General features: G+C 72.2%; 11 protein-coding genes. 7 read left to right on the forward strand and 4 right to left on the reverse strand.

Annotated elements, in window-relative coordinates:
* Positions 1 to 17: 17 nt before the first annotated feature.
* The 5 genes from F1C15_RS01255 (at position 18) to F1C15_RS01275 (ending at position 9,503) form a co-directional block, all read left to right on the forward strand.
* A complete protein-coding gene (locus tag F1C15_RS01255; RefSeq protein WP_056054486.1) occupies positions 18 to 1,355 on the forward strand; it encodes a glutamine synthetase family protein in 1,338 nt (445 codons plus the stop codon).
* 30 nt (positions 1,356 to 1,385) lie between these two features.
* On the forward strand, positions 1,386 to 4,331 hold the full coding sequence (locus F1C15_RS01260; RefSeq protein WP_185232552.1) for a bifunctional [glutamine synthetase] adenylyltransferase/[glutamine synthetase]-adenylyl-L-tyrosine phosphorylase: 2,946 nt from the start codon (positions 1,386 to 1,388) through the stop codon (positions 4,329 to 4,331).
* Positions 4,332 to 4,832: 501 nt separating this feature from the next.
* A complete protein-coding gene (locus F1C15_RS01265) occupies positions 4,833 to 6,476 on the forward strand; it encodes a glycosyltransferase (RefSeq protein ID WP_156369927.1) in 1,644 nt (547 codons plus the stop codon).
* Between the two features lie 689 nt (positions 6,477 to 7,165).
* The gene (locus tag F1C15_RS16070; RefSeq protein WP_255465395.1) at positions 7,166 to 8,020 is read left to right on the forward strand and encodes a glycoside hydrolase family 26 protein; all 855 of its coding nucleotides are present in this window, start codon (positions 7,166 to 7,168) and stop codon (positions 8,018 to 8,020) included.
* A gap of 58 nt (positions 8,021 to 8,078) precedes the next feature.
* Complete coding sequence (locus tag F1C15_RS01275) at positions 8,079 to 9,503, forward strand: UDP-glucose/GDP-mannose dehydrogenase family protein (protein WP_185232554.1); 1,425 nt, start codon at positions 8,079 to 8,081, stop codon at positions 9,501 to 9,503.
* Between the two features lie 155 nt (positions 9,504 to 9,658).
* Here F1C15_RS01275 and glnA read toward each other — a convergent pair whose 3' ends face one another.
* Positions 9,659 to 11,083, reverse strand: a complete 1,425-nt coding sequence (glnA, locus tag F1C15_RS01280; protein ID WP_056054503.1) for a type I glutamate--ammonia ligase — start codon at positions 11,081 to 11,083, stop codon at positions 9,659 to 9,661.
* A gap of 139 nt (positions 11,084 to 11,222) precedes the next feature.
* Here glnA and F1C15_RS01285 point away from each other — a divergent pair, with 139 nt between their 5' ends.
* Complete coding sequence (locus F1C15_RS01285) at positions 11,223 to 11,675, forward strand: RDD family protein (RefSeq protein ID WP_185232556.1); 453 nt, start codon at positions 11,223 to 11,225, stop codon at positions 11,673 to 11,675.
* Positions 11,676 to 11,788: 113 nt separating this feature from the next.
* Here the strand turns inward: F1C15_RS01285 and F1C15_RS01290 are convergent, their stop codons facing one another.
* Positions 11,789 to 12,505, reverse strand: coding sequence for a DUF4191 family protein (locus F1C15_RS01290; RefSeq protein WP_167259108.1), 717 nt, complete (start codon positions 12,503 to 12,505; stop codon positions 11,789 to 11,791).
* A gap of 133 nt (positions 12,506 to 12,638) precedes the next feature.
* Here F1C15_RS01290 and F1C15_RS01295 point away from each other — a divergent pair, with 133 nt between their 5' ends.
* A complete protein-coding gene (locus F1C15_RS01295) occupies positions 12,639 to 14,033 on the forward strand; it encodes a hypothetical protein (RefSeq protein WP_185232558.1) in 1,395 nt (464 codons plus the stop codon).
* Positions 14,034 to 14,045: 12 nt separating this feature from the next.
* Here F1C15_RS01295 and sucB read toward each other — a convergent pair whose 3' ends face one another.
* On the reverse strand, positions 14,046 to 15,599 hold the full coding sequence (gene sucB / locus F1C15_RS01300) for a 2-oxoglutarate dehydrogenase, E2 component, dihydrolipoamide succinyltransferase (protein WP_185232560.1): 1,554 nt from the start codon (positions 15,597 to 15,599) through the stop codon (positions 14,046 to 14,048).
* Positions 15,600 to 15,668: 69 nt separating this feature from the next.
* Entirely contained in the window at positions 15,669 to 17,042 is a 1,374-nt protein-coding gene (gene lpdA, locus F1C15_RS01305; protein WP_185232562.1) for a dihydrolipoyl dehydrogenase, read from the reverse strand.
* Between the last annotated feature and the right edge of the window lie 39 nt (positions 17,043 to 17,081).

Consider the following 17,081-nt stretch of genomic DNA (forward strand, 5'->3'; position numbering starts at 1 on the left):
GAGCAGAAAGGCCGTGAATGGACAAGCAGACAGACTTCGTTCTTCGGACCATCGAAGAGCGGGGCATCAAGTTCATCCGCCTCTGGTTCACCGACGTGATCGGCACCCTCAAGTCGGTAGCCATCGCGCCGGCCGAGGTCGAGGGGGCGTTCGCCGAGGGGATCGGCTTCGACGGCTCGGCGATCGAGGGGCTGACCCGCTCCTACGAGGCCGACGTCCTGGCGCAGCCCGACCCGACGACGTTCCAGATCCTGCCCTGGCGGGGCGAGATCGACCCGACGGCCCGCATGTTCTGCGACATCACGACGCCCGACGGGCAGCCGGCCGTCGCCGACCCCCGCAACGTGCTGAAGCGCACGCTCGCCCGCGCCGGCGACCGGGGCTTCACCTTCTACACGCACCCCGAGGTCGAGTTCTACCTCCTCAAGAGCGCCCAGCACGGCCCGGAGGGCCCCCAGCCGGTCGACTCCGCCGGCTACTTCGACAACGTGCCCGGCGGCACCGCCCACGACTTCCGTCGTCGCTCGGTGCGCATGCTCGAAGACCTGGGCATCTCGGTGGAGTTCAGCCACCACGAGGCCGGCCCCGGCCAGAACGAGATCGACCTCCGCTACGCCGACGCGCTGACGACGGCCGACAACATCATGACCTTCCGCACGGTCATCAAGGAGGTGGCCATCGAGCAGGGCGTCTACGCGACGTTCATGCCGAAGCCCTTCAGCCAGCACCCCGGCTCGGGCATGCACACCCACATGTCGCTCTTCGAGGGCGACTCGAACGCCTTCTACGAGGCGGGCGCGGAGTACCAGCTCTCCCGCATCGGGCGTCAGTTCATCGCCGGCCTGCTCAAGCACGCCCCCGAGATCACGGCCGTCACGAACCAGTTCGTGAACAGCTACAAGCGCCTCTGGGGCGGCGACGAGGCCCCGAGCTTCGTCACGTGGGGCCACAACAACCGCAGCGCCCTCGTGCGCGTGCCGCTCTACAAGCCGAACAAGGGCAACTCGAGCCGCGTCGAGTACCGCGCGATCGACTCGGCGGCGAACCCGTACCTCGCCTTCTCGCTCATGCTGGCCGCCGGCCTCAAGGGCATCGAGGAGGGCTACGAGCTGCCGACCGAGGCGGAGGACAACGTCTGGGGCATGAGCGACGCCGAGCGCCGTGCGCTGGGCTACAAGCAGCTCCCCGCCAGCCTCGACCACGCCCTCTCGATCATGGAGGACAGCGAGCTCGTCGCCGAGACGCTGGGCGAGCAGGTCTTCAACTACGTGCTGCTCAACAAGCGCCAGGAGTGGAAGGCCTACCGGGCCCAGGTCACCCCCTACGAACTGCGCTCGAACCTCGAGATCCTCTAGCCGGCGCCGCACCGCGCGCGCCCGACCGTCATGACCCGTCCGAGCACCGGCCTGTCCGAGCTCGCCCGGCTGGGCTTCGCGGAGCTGCGGGAGGCCCGCGACCGCATCGAGCGGCTGGTCGCCGAGGAGCCCCGGGCGGAGTCGCTGATCGCGTCGTTCGCCCGCGCTCCCGACCCCGACGCGGCGCTCCGGCACCTTGAGCGGCTGGTGGAGCGCGACGCGGACGCCGTCTCCCGGCTCCTCGACGGCGGAGCAGGCCCCCGCCTGGTGCGCGTCCTCGGGGCGTCGTCGGGCCTCGCGGAGTTCCTGACGCGACGACCGGACGAACTCGCGGGCCTCCTCGTTCCCCTCACCGCGCCTCCCTCACCGGAGGAGTACGTCGGCGACCTCCTCGCCGTCGTCGCGGGGCTGGTGGGCGACGACGCCGCGGTCGCGCTCCGTCGCCGGTACCGCCACCACCTCCTGCGGCTGTCGGCCTGGGACCTCGAGTCGGCCGACCCGGTCGCCGTCCTGCCCGAGGTGGCCGCCGCCCTCGCCGACCTCGCCGGCGCCGCCCTCGAGGCCGCCGTCGACGTCGCCCGGCGCGAGGTGCCCTTCCCCGCCGACGACGTGGCCCGCACGCGCTTCACCGTCATCGGCATGGGCAAGACGGGCGCCCGCGAGCTCAACTACCTCAGCGACGTCGACGTCGTGTACGTCGCTGAGGGCGCCGACGGGCTCGAGCCGGGCCGGGCCGTCGAGATCGCCACCCGCCTCGCGGTCCACGCCGTGCGCGTGGTCTCCGATCTGTCGATCGAGCCCGAGCTCTGGGAGGTCGACGCGAACCTCCGCCCCGAGGGCAAGGACGGTGCGCTCGTCCGCACGCTCGACTCGCACGTGGCGTACTACGACCGCTGGGCACGCGGGTGGGAGTTCCAGGCCCTGCTGAAGGCCCGGCCGATCGCGGGCGACCGCGAGCTGGGTGAGCGCTACGTCGAGCGCATCGCGCCCTTCGTGTGGTCGGCGGCCTCGCGCGAGGCCTTCGTCGAGTCGGTGCAGCGGATGCGCGAGCGCGTCACCGACCTCATCCCCGCCGACGAGGTCGACCGTCAGCTCAAGCTCGGCCCCGGGGGCCTCCGCGACGTCGAGTTCACGATCCAGCTGCTCCAGCTCGTGCACGGCCAGGCCGACGACGGCGTCCGGGAGCGGTCGACCCTCGCGGCCCTGTCGGCCCTCGCCCGCCGGGGCTACGTCGGGCGGGCCGAGGCGGCCGAGTTCGACCGCGACTACCGCGTCCTCCGGCTGCTCGAGCACCGCATCCAGCTCTCCCGCCTGCGCCGCACGCACCTCATGCCGACCGACGACGACGACCTCCGCGCCCTCGCCCGCGGCACCGGCCTGGCCGGCTCGGCGCGCGAGCTCGTCGAGGCGTGGCAGGGCGTCAAGCGACGGGTGCGCACCCTCCACGAGCGCCTCTTCTACCGCCCGCTGCTCTCCGCCGTCGCGGCGCGGCCGGAGGAGGAGCTCGCGCTCAGCACCGACCAGGCCGCCGCGAGGCTCGCGGCCATCGGCTTCGCCGACCCGCGGGGAGCGCTGGGGCACATCGCGGCCCTCACGGGCGGCGTCTCCCGCCGCGCGAGCATCCAGCGCCACCTCCTGCCGGCGATGCTGCAGTGGTTCGCCGACGGGACCGACCCCGACCTGGGCCTCCTCGCCTTCCGTCGCCTCAGCGACGGGCTGGGGGAGTCCTACTGGTTCCTCCGCATGCTCCGCGACTCGTCCGGGGCGGCGCACCGGCTCACCACCGTCCTGTCGACGTCGCGCTTCGTGGCGGACCTCCTCGAGCGCACCCCCGAGGCCGCGGTCTGGTTCGAGAACGACGACGAGCTGCGCCCGCGCAGCCTCCCCAGCCTGCTCGACGAGACGCACGCGACCCTGGCCCGCCACGACACCCCGGAGGCGGGGGCCGCGGTCCTGAGGAACGCCCGCCGACGCGAGGTCCTCCGCCTCGCCATCGGCGGCATCCTCGGCCTGATGACGATCGACGAGCTGGCGGCCGGCCTCACCGACGTGACCACGGCCGCCATCACGGGCGCGCTCGCCCTCGCGCGGCGCGACGCGGGCGACATCGAGTTCGCCGTCGTGGCCATGGGGCGCTACGGAGGCCGGGAGCTCGGCTTCGGCTCGGACGCGGACGTGCTCTACGTCTACCGGGCCCCGGACGGCGACGAGACCGCGCACCGCCGGGCCGTCCGCGTCGTGGCGGAGCTGAACCGCCTGACCGCCGACTCCCTCGTGCCCCTCGACCTCGACGCCGGCCTGCGCCCGGAGGGCAGCAGCGGGCCCGTGGTGCGGTCGTTGACCTCCTACCGGGCCTACTACGACCGGTGGTCGCTCACGTGGGAGGCGCAGTCGCTGCTGCGGGCCCGCGCCGTGGCCGGCGACGAGGCGCTGCGCCGTGACTTCACGGCCGTCGCCGACACGGTGAGGTACCCCGCGGAGCTCTCCGAGCAGGAGGTGCGGGAGGTCAAGCGCATCAAGGCGCGCGTCGAGGCCGAGAGGCTGCCCCGCGGCGCCGAGCCGTCCCGGCACCTCAAGCTCGGGCGGGGGTCGCTGAGCGACGTCGAGTGGTTCGTGCAGCTGCTCCAGCTGCAGCACGCCCACGCCGTGCCCGCCCTCCGCACGACCTCGACGCTCGACGCCCTGGCGGCGGCGGAGGAGGCCGGGCTGGTCTCGGCGGAGGACGCCCGCAAGCTGCACGACGCCTGGGTGATCGCCTCCCGCGCGCGCTCGGCCGGCGTCCTCTGGACGTCGCGGACGTCCGACGTCCTGCCGACCGACCGTCGTCAGCTCGAGGGCGTGGCGCGGCTGATGGAGTACCCGCCCGGCTCGGCGACTCGGCTCGAGGAGGACTACCTCGCCGCCACCCGACGAGCCCGGGCCGTCTTCGAGCGGGGCTTCTACGGCCTCGACGAGGCTCCCACCCCCACGGGCTGAGGCACGACACGCCCGGGATGCAGATCTCGGCGGGTGAGGCACGAATTCGTCGCGGGTGATCGCTGCGTACCCCGATATCACCCGATGTACCCCGACCGAGATGACCGGCGTGTTTCGGGCTCGTGGCCGACAGGAGCACGGCCTGTGTCTGACAGGTCCTTCTCAGGTTCACGGGTGCTCGCTCTCGGTGCTTCAGTCCACCCGGTAGAAAACCCTGTCCAGGGGGCTTGTCGCCGATCGTGAGGCGGGCTCTCATCGAGCCCTGAGGGAGGCGACGGCCGTCGTTCAGGGGGCACCAGCCGTGTCGCTGACCGGTGTCGGCATTTCGCCTGACACCAGAGGGAGGACAAGTGCCGTACCCCACGGGGTGAGAGCACGCCCCCGAAGAGGTGACGGCTTGTGAGCACCCGCAGGGTGACTGAAGATTGCCTCACCCGACACCCAGGTTCCCCGACGACGCGGACGCCACCCCCTGTTCCCCCATCTTCCGAGGCGGCCATCGTGTTGACTTTCATCCTTCAGATCCGTTCCATGGCGGGCGGCTACCCCGAGGTCTACCTGTTCGCGGTGTACTCGGCCCTCATCTGGGTCCTGTGGATCGTCAAGGTTGTCCTCTCCCGCCGCTACCGCCCCTCGACGGGCGAGTTCACCGGGACGACCAGCGTCGTCGTCCCCGTGGTCGACGAGCCCCTCGACCTCTTCCGCGACGTCATCGGCCGCATGGTCGAGCAGGCGCCCGGCGAGATCATCGTCGTCATCAACGGCGCCCCGAACCCCGACCTCGCCGCGGTCTGCGACGAGTACGCGCCCCTCGTGCGGTGGGTGCACACGCCGATCCCCGGCAAGCGCAACGCCGTCATGATCGGCACCGAGCTGAGCCGCGGCGACATCACGGTGCTCGTCGACTCCGACACGGTGTGGACGCCGGGCACGCTCTCCGAGCTCGTCCGCCCCTTCTCCGAGGCCAACGTCGGCGGCGTCACCACCCGTCAGCGCATCCTCGAGCCCGAGCGCAGCTGGATCACCCGCTGGGCGGACTGGCTCGAGAACTCGCGGGCCCTGTACTCGATGCCCGCCCAGAGCGTGCTCGGCCAGATCGGCTGCCTCCCCGGCCGCACCATCGCCTTCCGCCGCGTCATCCTCGAGCGGGTCATGGACAAGTTCATGACCGAGAAGTTCATGGGCGTCTTCCTCGAGGTGAGCGACGACCGCACCCTGACGAACCTCACGCTCAAGGAGGGCTACCGCACCGTCTACCAGCACACGAGCCTCGTCTACACCGACGCGCCCCTCCAGGTGAAGAAGCTCTTCAAGCAGCAGCTCCGCTGGGCCCGCGGCAGCCAGTACAACACCTTCCGGATGATGCCGTGGATGCTCGGCCACGCCCCGATGCTCGCCTTCTTCTTCGCGATGGACATCATCCTGCCGTTCATGCTCATGGGCGTCATCGGCGGCTGGGTCTACCGCGGCATCACCGGCCAGGGCGTCAACCTCTACCGCGGCATCCTCGCCGAGTACGGCGTCTCGACCGGGCTCATCAGCATCATCGTGCTGATGGTGCTCTCCTCCGTGCTGAGCATGGCGATCCGCCAGATGCGCCACCTCGCCGAGAAGCCCTCGGACTTCTTCCGCCTGCCCGTCTTCATCATCGTGTCGACGTTCTTCCTGATGCCCATCCGCGTCATCGGCTTCTTCCGCATGGGCCACGCGAGCGGCTGGGGCACCCGTGCCGGTGCCTACGGGGGAGGCGCGGCGGACGACGCCGTGCAGGCCCAGGTCCAGTCCGTGGGGGCCGACGACTCCCTCGACGTGCTGGAGCGCGAGTTCCGGGGCGAGGCCGACCCCGGCGTCGACACCCTGTTCGACTTCGGACCGTCCACCTCGACGGCCGGCCCGACCGGCGACTCCACCACGGTGCGCGACGGTGACCGCGGCGCGGTCATGGTGCGCAGCCACCGCGCGGAGACGGCCGTGGACGCCCGCCCCGGCGACGCCGTCACGACCAGCACGGCGACCGCGCTGGCGGAGGCGACCTCCCCGGCCCGCGTGGCCGCGCCTCCCCGTCGTCGCCTCAACCCCAAAGCCGGCTTCCCGTACCTGATCGGTGCCGTCATCCTCGCCCTGGAGGTGCTCTTCATTGTCTGAGTCCGCACAGAAGTTCGTCGCCCCGGCGCACGTGCAGTCGGGAGCCTGGTGGGCGCAGTCCCACGGCAACGCCCGCCGCACGGGCCTCGGCGCCACCGCCGTCGTCGTCCTGCTCGCCATGATCTCGTGGCTGATCTGGATATCCCCGTCCGACAACGCCGTGCGCAGCGCGGTGCAGACCGCCGTGGGCGCCTCGCCGTCCGACGTCGCCGAGCTGAAGGCCGACCGGTCGGCCTTGCTCGACCAGCTGGTGAGCGCGAAGGCGCAGCTGGCCGACAGCAAGACGGCCCTGGCCGACGTGCAGCAGCAGGCCTGGACCTCCGAGGGGCAGCTGACCGCGGCGCAGGCGAAGCTCGCCTCGGCGCAGAGCGCCCTCGACCAGGCGCAGGCCGCGGCCGACGGCGGATCGACGGCCGCAGGGTCGGCAGCCGGCGGGTCCGGCGGCGCCGCCGCCTTCTCGGGCGCCAAGGGCGCCACGGGATCGGGGGGCAAGGGCTCCGGCAACGGCAGCGGCTCGGGCTCCGGCACCGGCAGCGGGACCCCGGCGGCCCCCCCAGCCCGTCACGGCGCCGTCGCTGGCGAGCATCATCCAGCCCGAGTCGCGCTACTTCGGCCTCTACACGACGCAGTCGCCCTTCAGCTGGTCCGAGTTCGACGACGTCAGCAGCAAGGTCGGCGCTCAGCCGAACATGGCGGGGTACTTCCAGGGCTGGGACCAGGACTTCGACCCGAACGCGGTCACCCGGGCGTGGGCCAAGGGCGACCTGCCCTTCCTCACCTGGGAGTCGCGCCCGCTGAAGGCGGCCAACGACCAGGTCGTCGACCCCGACTACGAGCTCGGCAAGATCATCGACGGCGAGTTCGACGCGTACCTGACGAAGTACGCCCAGGACATCAAGACCACCGGGCTGCCCCTCGCCATCCGTCTCGACCACGAGATGAACGGCAACTGGTACCCGTGGGACGAGGGCGTCAACAACAACACTCCCGGCCAGTACCGAGAGATGTGGCGCCACGTGCACGACGTCTTCGAGCGCGAGGGGGCGAACGACCTCGTCGCCTGGGTCTGGGCTCCCACCCGCGTGGAGGGCGTGCCGACCAAGAACCGCACGCTCGAGTACACCGCGAGCCTGTACCCCGGCGACGACTACGTCGACTGGGTCGGCATGACCGGCTACCTCCGCAGCAACGCCGAGACGCCGCAGACCGGCGACTTCGACGGCACCTTCGGCAAGACCCTCGGCTACCTGCGGGCCATCACCGACAAGCCGATCGTCCTCGCCGAGATCGGCGCGGCCGAGCTGGGCACGACGAAGGCCGCCCAGAAGCCGCGCTGGATCGACTCGCTGTTCGACACCCTGGCCGACCCGACGAACGACGACATCGTCGGCTTCGCCTGGTTCAACCTCACGGCGACCACCGTCGCGTCCGGGTCGTACCTGACCAACGACTGGCGGATCGTCTCCCGACAGGACTCGATCACGGCCTTCCGTGAGGGCATCGCCCGGCGCGACACGGGCTTCGACCTCCGGACCCTCCCGTGACCGGCCCCGCCCGTCCCTCCTCCCTCCCTGCAGCCCCCACCATCCTCAGGAGCGCATCATGACCGACGACCTCACCCCCTTCGACAGCGACGCCCCCGTCACCTCCGCCGACTCGGCCCGGCCGCGCATCAGCGTCATCGGCACCGGCTACCTCGGCGCCACCCACGCGGCCGCCATGGCGGAGATGGGCTTCGACGTGATCGGCGTCGACACCGACCCTTCGAAGGTGGAGGCGCTGGCCCAGGGGCGCGTCCCGTTCTTCGAGCCCGGCCTGCCCGAGCTGATCGTCAAGCACGTCGACTCCGGCCGGCTGGTGTTCACGACCGACCTCGCCGAGGCCGTCGCCCTCAGCGACGTCCACTTCATCTGCGTGGGCACGCCCCAGCGGCGGGGGAGCCACGCGGCGAACCTGACCTACGTGGAGGAGGCGACCCGGGCCGTGGCCCGCTCGCTGAGCCACGACGGCCTCATCGTCGGCAAGTCGACCGTGCCCGTGGGCACGGCGGCGCGGCTCCGAGAGATCGTCGCGGGCGTCCTGCCCGCCGGCATCTCGGCCGACGTCGTCTGGAACCCCGAGTTCCTCCGCGAGGGCCACGCCGTCGAGGACACCCTGCGCCCCGACCGCATCGTCTTCGGGGGCACCGACAGCCGCTCGGAGGCCGTGCTGCGGGCCGTCTACGCCGAGCCCATCTCGACCGGCACGCCGGTCATCTCGTGCGACCTGCCGACGGCCGAGCTGGTGAAGGTCAGCGCCAACGCCTTCCTCGCGACGAAGATCTCGTTCATCAACGCGATCTCCGAGCTCTGCGAGGCCGCCGGCGCCGACGTGTCGACGCTCGCCGACGCGCTGGGCTTCGACGACCGCATCGGCCGCAAGTTCCTCAACGCCGGCCTCGGCTTCGGCGGGGGCTGCTTGCCCAAGGACATCCGCGCCCTCATGTTCCGGGCCAACGAGCTCGGCGCCCATCGCGCGGTGGGTCTGATGCAGCAGGTCGACGAGATCAACATGGCCCAGCGCCAGCGCGTCATCGACCAGGCCATCGACGCCTGCGGCGGCTCCGTGCTCAACCGCCGGATCGCCGTCCTCGGCGCGGCCTTCAAGCCGCACACCGACGACGTCCGCGACTCGCCCGCCCTCAACGTCGCCGCGGCGCTGCACCTGCGCGGTGCGCAGGTGCTCGTCGTCGACCCCGAGGCGACGCAGACGGCCCAGCGCAGCTTCCCCACGCTGTCGTTCGCGGACAGCATCGAGGAGGCGGTGACCGACGCCGACGCCGTCCTCCTGCTGACCGAGTGGCCCGAGTTCGTCGGGGCCGAGCCGCTGCCCCTCGCGCAGCTGGCCGCCAACCCCGTCGTGATCGACGCCCGGAACGCGCTCGACGCCGGGGTCTGGGCGAGCGCCGGCTGGGAGGTGCGGCCGCTCGGCAGCCGTCGTGTCCCCGCGCGTCGCCAGGCGCTGTCGCCGGTGGCGATCCCGGCCTGAGCCAGCCGCCGCACGGCGATCACGGGCCGTCCTCCTCCGGGAGGGCGGCCCGTCCGCGTGCGCGCAGCCGGTGCGCCGGGCGGCGACACGGGCTGGGGAACGACGGGAGGCCCGCACCCCAGGGGGTGCGGGCCTCCGCGGAGAACGCTCGTGAGCTAGACGCCGAAGTACATCTCGAACTCGAACGGGTGGGGACGCTGCGCCATGGGCAGGATCTCCTTGTCGCGCTTGTACGCGATCCAGGTCTCGATGAGGTCCTCGGTGAACACGTTGCCCTTGGTGAGGAACTCGTGGTCGGCCTCGAGCGCGAGCAGGGCCGCGTCGAGCGAGGCGGGCACCTGGGGGATGTTCTTGGCCTCCTCCGGGGGCAGCTCGTAGAGGTCCTTGTCGACGGGCTCGTGCGGCTCGATCCGGTTCTGGATGCCGTCGAGGCCCGCCATCAGCTGGGCGGCGAACGCGAGGTACGGGTTCGAGGCCGCGTCGGGGACGCGGAACTCGATGCGCTTGGCCTTCGGGTTCGTGCCCGTGATCGGGATGCGGATCGCCGCGGACCGGTTGCCGGCCGAGTAGACCAGGTTGACGGGGGCCTCGAAGCCGGGGATCAGGCGGTGGTAAGAGTTGATCGACGGGTTGGTGAAGGCGAGCACCGCCGGAGCGTGCTTGAGTAGGCCGCCGATGTACCAGCGCGCGACGTCGGAGAGACCGCCGTAGCCGTTCTCGTCGTAGAAGAGGGGCTTGCCGTCGCTCCAGAGCGACTGGTGGGTGTGCATGCCCGACCCGTTGTCGCCGAAGAGCGGCTTGGGCATGAAGGTCGCGACCTTGCCCCACTGCTCGGCGGTGTTCTTGACGATGTACTTGAACTTCAGGATGTCGTCCGCCGCGTGGACCATCGTGTCGAACTTGTAGTTGATCTCCTGCTGGCCGCCCGTGCCCACCTCGTGGTGCGCGCGCTCGAGCTCGAGGCCGGAGTCGATCAGCTTGAGGCTGATGTCGTCGCGGAGGTCGGCCGTCTTGTCGACGGGGCTGACGGGGAAGTAGCCGCCCTTGTAGGCCGTCTTGTTGGCGAGGTTGCCGCCCTCCTCGACGCGACCGGTGTTCCAGGCGCCCTCCTCGGAGTCGACGCTGTAGAAGCTCGCGTTCTGCGTGACCTCGTAGCGGACGTCGTCGAAGATGTAGAACTCGGCCTCGGGCGCGAAGAACGCCGTGTCGGCGATGCCGGTCGAGGCGAGGTACTTCTCGGCCTTCTTGGCGACCTGGCGGGGGTCGCGGCTGTAGAGCTCGCCGTTCCGCGGGTTGAAGATGTCGAAGACCAGGATGAGCGTGCGCTCGGCCCGGAAGGGGTCCACGTAGCCGGTCGTGACGTCGGGGATGAGCTGCATGTCCGACTCGTGGATCGAGGCGAAGCCACGGATGGACGATCCGTCGAAGAGCTGCCCGACGGAGAAGAACTCCTCGTCGACCGTGGAGGCGGGGATGTTGAAGTGCTGCTGGACGCCGGGGAGGTCGGTGAACCGGATGTCGAGGAACTTGACGTCGGTGTCCTTGATGAACTTCAGCACCTCGGAAGAATCAGTGAACATCTAGATGTCTCTCCAATGGTGTGGAACGGATCGGCCAGCGGGACGCAGCCACTGACGACGGTATGGGCGAGGGGTTTCGCTGCGGTGTCCCTCGTGTTTCCGGCATGTTACGCATGTGCCGGTCGGTAGGCTCGACGCCATGCCCGACTCCATCCGCCGACCTCCGTCCGAGCCCGCCGCGCCCTCCGGCCAGGGCGGCTCCGACGGCCGCCAGGAGTGGCCGGGCCAGCGTCTCGGCCTGCCGCGCGAGGGGCCGCGGTCGATCGCGCGCCTCGGGCGCCGGGTGGGCGGCCTCGTGATCGACTGGGCCCTCGCCTCGGTCGTCGCGTACGCGTTCTTCGGCGGTGAGGGCCTCGCCATCACGGCCGTCTTCGTCGTCGTGCAGGTGCTCTTCCTCGTCACCCTCGGGGGCACGCCGGGCCACCTCGCCCTGGGCATGCGCCTCATGCCGATGCGAGGGGGAGCGGTCGGCCTCTGGCGCCCGCTGGTCCGCACGCTCCTGGTCGCCCTCGTCGTCCCCGCCGTGGTGTGGGACCTCGACCAGCGCGGCCTCCACGACCGCATCGCCGGCACGGTGCTCGTCCGCGTCTGACGCCGACCGCGCGGGCCCGCCCGGTCCGGTGGGTCCAGCTCGACACGACGACGGCGCCGCCCCCGAGGGGAGCGGCGCCGTCGTCGTGCGGGGCGGTCGGTCAGCGCAGTCGGTCAGCGCGGTCGGCCGGAGCGGACCTTGAACGGGTCGACGCCCTTGGGGATGGGCAGGCCGTTCTTGCCGAGCGACTGGAGGCGGTTGCTGACCGCCAGCACCTCGTTGCGGTTCAGGGTCGACTTGACCTTGTTCATGCGACCGGCGAGCTTGTGCAGCGGGACGGCGTCGGCGTCGGGGCCGACGTGCAGCACGGTCACGGCGACGTTCGGGAGGATGCGGGCTACCTTGCGGCGCTCCTCGTCGACGAGCTTCTTGGTCTGGGCCGCGGCGCCCTCGGCGATCAGGACGACGCCGCCCTTGCCCACGGCCCGGTAGACCGCGGCCTGGGTGCGGCCCTGCACGGCGACGGGCATCTCGGCTGCACGCCACGAGCGGCGGAGGCCGCTCTTCATGACGGCGCCGACGGCGCCCGGCTGGCCCTCGATCTGCGAGTACGCGGCCTTCTCGGCACGTCGCCCGAGGACGATGAGCAGCAGGAGGACGCCGAGCATGAGCCCGACGATGATGTACAGCACGAGCGCGAGCACGTTGCCGCCCGAGAGCAGCAGGGCCGCGACGACGCCGAGCACCACCGGCACGAGCAGCGCCGCGAGCATCAGCGGCAGCGCCTGGGAGTCGTAGCGGCGGGTCATCTGGAAGACCTGCCACATCTGCTTGAACCGACCCGGTTCCTTGGGCGGCTTGGGGGTCGGGTTCTCGGAGCGTCGTGCCATGTCGACCAGGATACGGGACGGGCGTGCGCACGGCGGCCCGGTCGGCCCTCCCGGCCTCCGCCCGGGGCGGGCCCGTCCACAGGGCACCCCGGGGAGTCGCGGTGCCGGGCCCGGCACCGGGCACGCTCTCCGGGTGAGCAGCTCCCGCACCGGCCCCTACGACGTCCACGCCCGAGACGAGCACGACGGCCTCGAGGTCCTCCGCGCGACGGGGCCGGACGGGCTGCCGGTCGTCCTCCTGCGGCCGGCGCAGGCCGGCCCGCACGGAGCGCGCGTGCAGGCAGAGCTCGCCCGGGCCGCCCCGGTGCGGCACGCCCACCTGCTGCCCGCCGTCGACGTCCTGCACGAGCCCGACGGGCGCCTGGTGGTGGTCGTGCCCGACGGCGACCTCGTCCCCCTCCCGTCGTGGCTCGCGGGCCGGGGGCCCCTGGCGCCGGGGGAGCTGGTCACCCTGGCGGTGCCTCTCCTCGCGGTGCTGGAGCGCGCGGCCGCGACGGGTCTGCTCGTCGGCCGCCCCGACCTCGGCGACGTGGTCCTCGACGACCGCGGCGCACCGCTGCTGCGGCGCCTGCGCACGGCGGGTGCGACGACGGACGTCGCGACGGCCCGTGCGTCGGCGGCCGCCGCCTCGCGGGGTCTCGTCGAGCTCGTGGCGGGGCACCTCGAGGAGGGCTCGTCGCCCCTGCTCACGGCCCTGACGGCAGCGGACGACCTCGACGCCGTCGTGGAGGCCGTGCACGACCTCGCGGCCCCGCTGCCGCTGCCGTCGGCGGCGGTGGCGGAGACGGACGACGCGACCCGGGGCGACGAGGTCGACTGGTCCGCCCTGGCGGGTCCGCCGCGCCCCGCGTGGGCGGCCGCGCTGCCGGAGGCGGCCGTGGTCGACGCGGCCCTCGACTGGCTCGCCGCCCGTCGCGAGACCTCCGTCCGGGCGCGCGTCGCGGCGGTGAGGCCCCGGTTCTGGCTCCTGGGCGGCGTCGTGGCGGCGTCGGTCGTGATCGCCCTCCTGCTCTCGGCACCGGGAGGGTCCGTCGACGGCGGCACCGCCGTCGCGACGGACGGCGGGGGCGCGGCCGGCCCCTCCCCGACACCCGCCCCGGCAGCGGACGCCGGTGATGGCGGTGATGCCGGTGCGACGTCTCCTCCCGGGCAGCCGCCGACGACCTCCCGGGGTGGCGAGCGGCCGACCCCGGGCGACGACGACGTCGTGACCACGGGGGAGGACGCCGTCGCCGCGGCCCGGGTGCTCCTTGAGGCTCGGGAACGCTGTCTCGCCGATGTCACGCCCTCGTGCCTCGCGGCCGTCGACCAGCCGGGCTCACCGGTCGCGGCGCGAGACGCGCAGCTGCTGGACGACCCCGGGGCGGCGGGAGGGGCACTCGTCCCGACGGCGGTCGACGGCGAGGTGCAGCGACTGGGCGAGACGGTGCTCCTCGACGCCCGCGGGGCCGACGACGAACCGGCCTCGGTCCTGGTGGTCAGGACCGAGGCCGGTTGGCGGCTCCGCGAGGTGGTCGCCCGCCGGTGACGGGCGACCGGGCTAGATGCCGAGCACGGAGGCGAAGTCGCCCGCCTCGAGGCGGTCCTTGACCGCGACGAGGAAGCGGGCGGCGTCAGCGCCGTCGACGATGCGGTGGTCGTAGGACAGGGCGAGGTACACCATGGAGCGGACCGCGATGGCCTCGCCCCCGGCGGCCTTGACGACGACGGGGCGCTTGACCACGATGCCGGTGCCGAGGATGGCGACCTGCGGCAGGAACACCACCGGGGTGTCGAACAGCGCGCCGCGCGACCCCGTGTTCGTGACCGTGAAGGTGCCGCCGGCGAGCTCGTCGGGCTTCAGCTTGTTGTCGCGCGTCCGCTGGGCGAGGTCGGCGATCTGGGCGGCGATGCCGGCCAGGTCGAGCTCCGAGGCGTTCTTGATGACGGGCGTGAGCAGGCCGCGCTCCGTGTCGACGGCCATGCTGACGTTCTCGTGGTCCGGGTAGACGATCGAGTCGCCGTCGACGGTCGCGTTGAGCTTCGGGTGGGCCTTGAGGGCCTCCGCCGCCGCGAGGGTGAAGAACGGGAGGAACGACAGCTTGTTGCCGGTCTTCTCCAGGAACTCGGCCTTGTGGGCGTCCCGGAAGGAGGCCACGGCGGTCACGTCGACCTCGACCACGCTGGTGAGCTGGGCCATCGCCTGCATCGACTGGACGGCGCGCTCGGCGACGACCTTGCGGAGGCGGGTCATCGGGACGGTCGTGCCGCGGAGCGGCGAGACCTCGACGGGGGCGGGAGCCGCGGCGCCCGACGACGCCGGGGCCGACGCCGCGGCCGCGGCCGAGGCGGCCTCGGCGGCGGCGAGCACGTCCTCCTTGCGGATGCGTCCGCCGACGCCGCTGCCGCTGAGCGTGCTGATGTCGACGCCCTTCTCGTTGGCGAGCTTGCGCACGAGGGGGGTGACGTAGCCCGTCGGAGCGGAGCTGCTCGAGGCCGAGGCCGAGGCGGACTCGGCGGCGGGAGCGGCCGACGGGGCGGCGGCCGGCGCGGGGCTGGCCGCCGGCGCTGCCGGAGCCGGGGCGGCGGCGGGCACCGCGGCCGGCACGGCGGCGGGAGCGGCCACCGGGGCGGAGGGTGCGGGGACGGGAGCCGACGCATCGGTCGCCCCCGGCTGGGCGGGCGCGTCGTCCGACGCGGCGGGCGCCGGGTCGACCTCGTCCGCCGGGGCGAGGGGAGCCGCGGGGGCCTCCTCGCCAGGAGCGGGAGCGTTCGACGACGAGACGACGGTCTCCTCCGTCTCCGACTCGGGCTCGGGCTGCTGCTCGGCCTCGGCGGGCGCCGACTCGGGGGCGGAGCCGCCGTCGGAGGAGCCGCTGCCGTCACCGATGCGCACCAGCGCCGTGCCGACCTCGACCGTCTCGTCCTCCTGGACGAGGATCTCCTCGACGACGCCGGCGACCGGCGACGGGATCTCGGTGTCGACCTTGTCGGTCGAGACCTCGAGCAGGGGCTCGTCGACCTCGACCCGGTCGCCGACGTTCTTCAACCATCGGGTGACCGTGCCCTCGGTGACACTCTCCCCGAGTGCCGGGAGGTTGACGGATTCGCTCATGCGTGGAACTCCTTTGACGACATCATGTGCCTGTGTGTGCGGTGCGGTGCGGTGCAGTGGTGGGTGGTGCTACATCGCGTGGAGGGGCTTGCCCGCCAGGGCCAGCATGGCCTCGCCGAGCGCCTCGTTCTGGGTGGGGTGGGCGTGGACCAGGGGAGCGACGTCCTCCGGGTAGGCCTCCCAGTTGACCGTCAGCTGGGCCTCGCCGATGAGCTCGCCGACGCGGGCGCCGATCATGTGGACGCCGACGACGGGGCCGTCGACGACGCGGACGACCTTCACCGAGCCGCTCGTGCCGATGATGTGGCTCTTGCCGTTGCCCGCGAGGTTGTAGTCGTAGGTCGCCACGGCGTCACGGCCGTGCTTCTCGACGGCCTTGGCCTCGGAGAGGCCGACGGAGGCGACCTCGGGGTCGGAGTAGGTGACCTTGGGGATGTTCACGTCGTCGATGACCTGGGGCGAGAGCCCCGCGATCTCCTCCGCGACGAAGATCCCGTGCTGGAAGCTGCGGTGGGCGAGCTGGAGGCCGGGGACGATGTCGCCGACGGCGTAGACGCCGGGGACGCTCGTCGCGAGGCGCTCGTTCGTGATGACGAAGCCGCGGTCCATGGTCAGGCCCACCTCCTCGTAGCCGAGGCCCGCGGTCGAGGGGCCGCGGCCCACGGCGACCAGCAGGATGTCGGCCTCGAAGGTCTTGCCGTCCTCCAGGGTGACGACGACGCCGTCGTCGCTCTGGGTGACGCTCTGGAAGCGGACCCCGAGCGAGAAGCCGATGCCGCGCTTCCGGAAGGCGCGCTCGAACTGCTTCGAGATCGACTCCTCCTCGTTCGGGACGAGGTGCGGCAGGGCCTCGATGATGTCGACCTCGGCGCCGAACGACTTCCAGACGCTCGCGAACTCGACGCCGATCACCCCGCCGCCCAGGATGGCGACGCGCGACGGGACGTGGTCGAGGGCGAGCGCCTGCTCGCTGGTGATGACACGGCCGCCGATCTCGAGGCCGGGCAGGCTCCGTGAGTACGACCCGGTCGCCAGCACGACGTTCTTGCCCGTGAGGGTCACGTCGCCGACCTGGACGGTGGTGGGCGAGGTGAGGCGCCCCTCGCCCTCGACGGTCGTGATCTTGCGGGCCTTGAGCAGGCCCTGCAGGCCCTTGTACTTGCTGGCCACGACGCCCTCCCGGTAGGAGGTCACGGCGGCGATGTCGATGCCGTGGAAGTCGGTGTGCACGCCGTACTTCTCCGACTCGCGCGTGACGTCGGCCACCTCGGCGGAGTGCAGCAGGGCCTTGGTCGGGATGCAGCCCCGGTGGAGGCAGGTGCCGCCGACCTTGTCCTTCTCGACGAGCGCGACGCTCAGCCCCAGCTCGGTCGCCCGCAGCGCGGCGGCGTAGCCGCCGCTGCCGCCGCCGAGCACCACCAGGTCAAAATTCTGTTCCGACACCCAGCAACTCCCTCGTGCGTTCGGAGGTACCCCGCGGGG

It is taken from the genome of Frigoribacterium sp. NBH87 (genome assembly GCF_014217665.1).
In the GTDB taxonomy this organism is placed as follows: Bacteria; Actinomycetota; Actinomycetes; order Actinomycetales; family Microbacteriaceae; genus Frigoribacterium; species Frigoribacterium endophyticum.

Bases quoted from the DNA above. Each gene is read 5' to 3' on its own strand.
- F1C15_RS01255 (WP_056054486.1), top strand. From the start codon at position 18: ATGGACAAGCAGACAGACTTCGTTCTTCGGACCATCGAAGAGCGGGGC.
- F1C15_RS01260 (WP_185232552.1), top strand. From the start codon at position 1,386: ATGACCCGTCCGAGCACCGGCCTGTCCGAGCTCGCCCGGCTGGGCTTC.
- F1C15_RS16070 (WP_255465395.1), top strand. From the start codon at position 7,166: ATGGCGGGGTACTTCCAGGGCTGGGACCAGGACTTCGACCCGAACGCG.
- F1C15_RS01275 (WP_185232554.1), top strand. From the start codon at position 8,079: ATGACCGACGACCTCACCCCCTTCGACAGCGACGCCCCCGTCACCTCC.
- glnA (WP_056054503.1), bottom strand. From the start codon at position 11,083: ATGTTCACTGATTCTTCCGAGGTGCTGAAGTTCATCAAGGACACCGAC.
- F1C15_RS01285 (WP_185232556.1), top strand. From the start codon at position 11,223: ATGCCCGACTCCATCCGCCGACCTCCGTCCGAGCCCGCCGCGCCCTCC.
- F1C15_RS01290 (WP_167259108.1), bottom strand. From the start codon at position 12,505: ATGGCACGACGCTCCGAGAACCCGACCCCCAAGCCGCCCAAGGAACCG.
- sucB (WP_185232560.1), bottom strand. From the start codon at position 15,599: ATGAGCGAATCCGTCAACCTCCCGGCACTCGGGGAGAGTGTCACCGAG.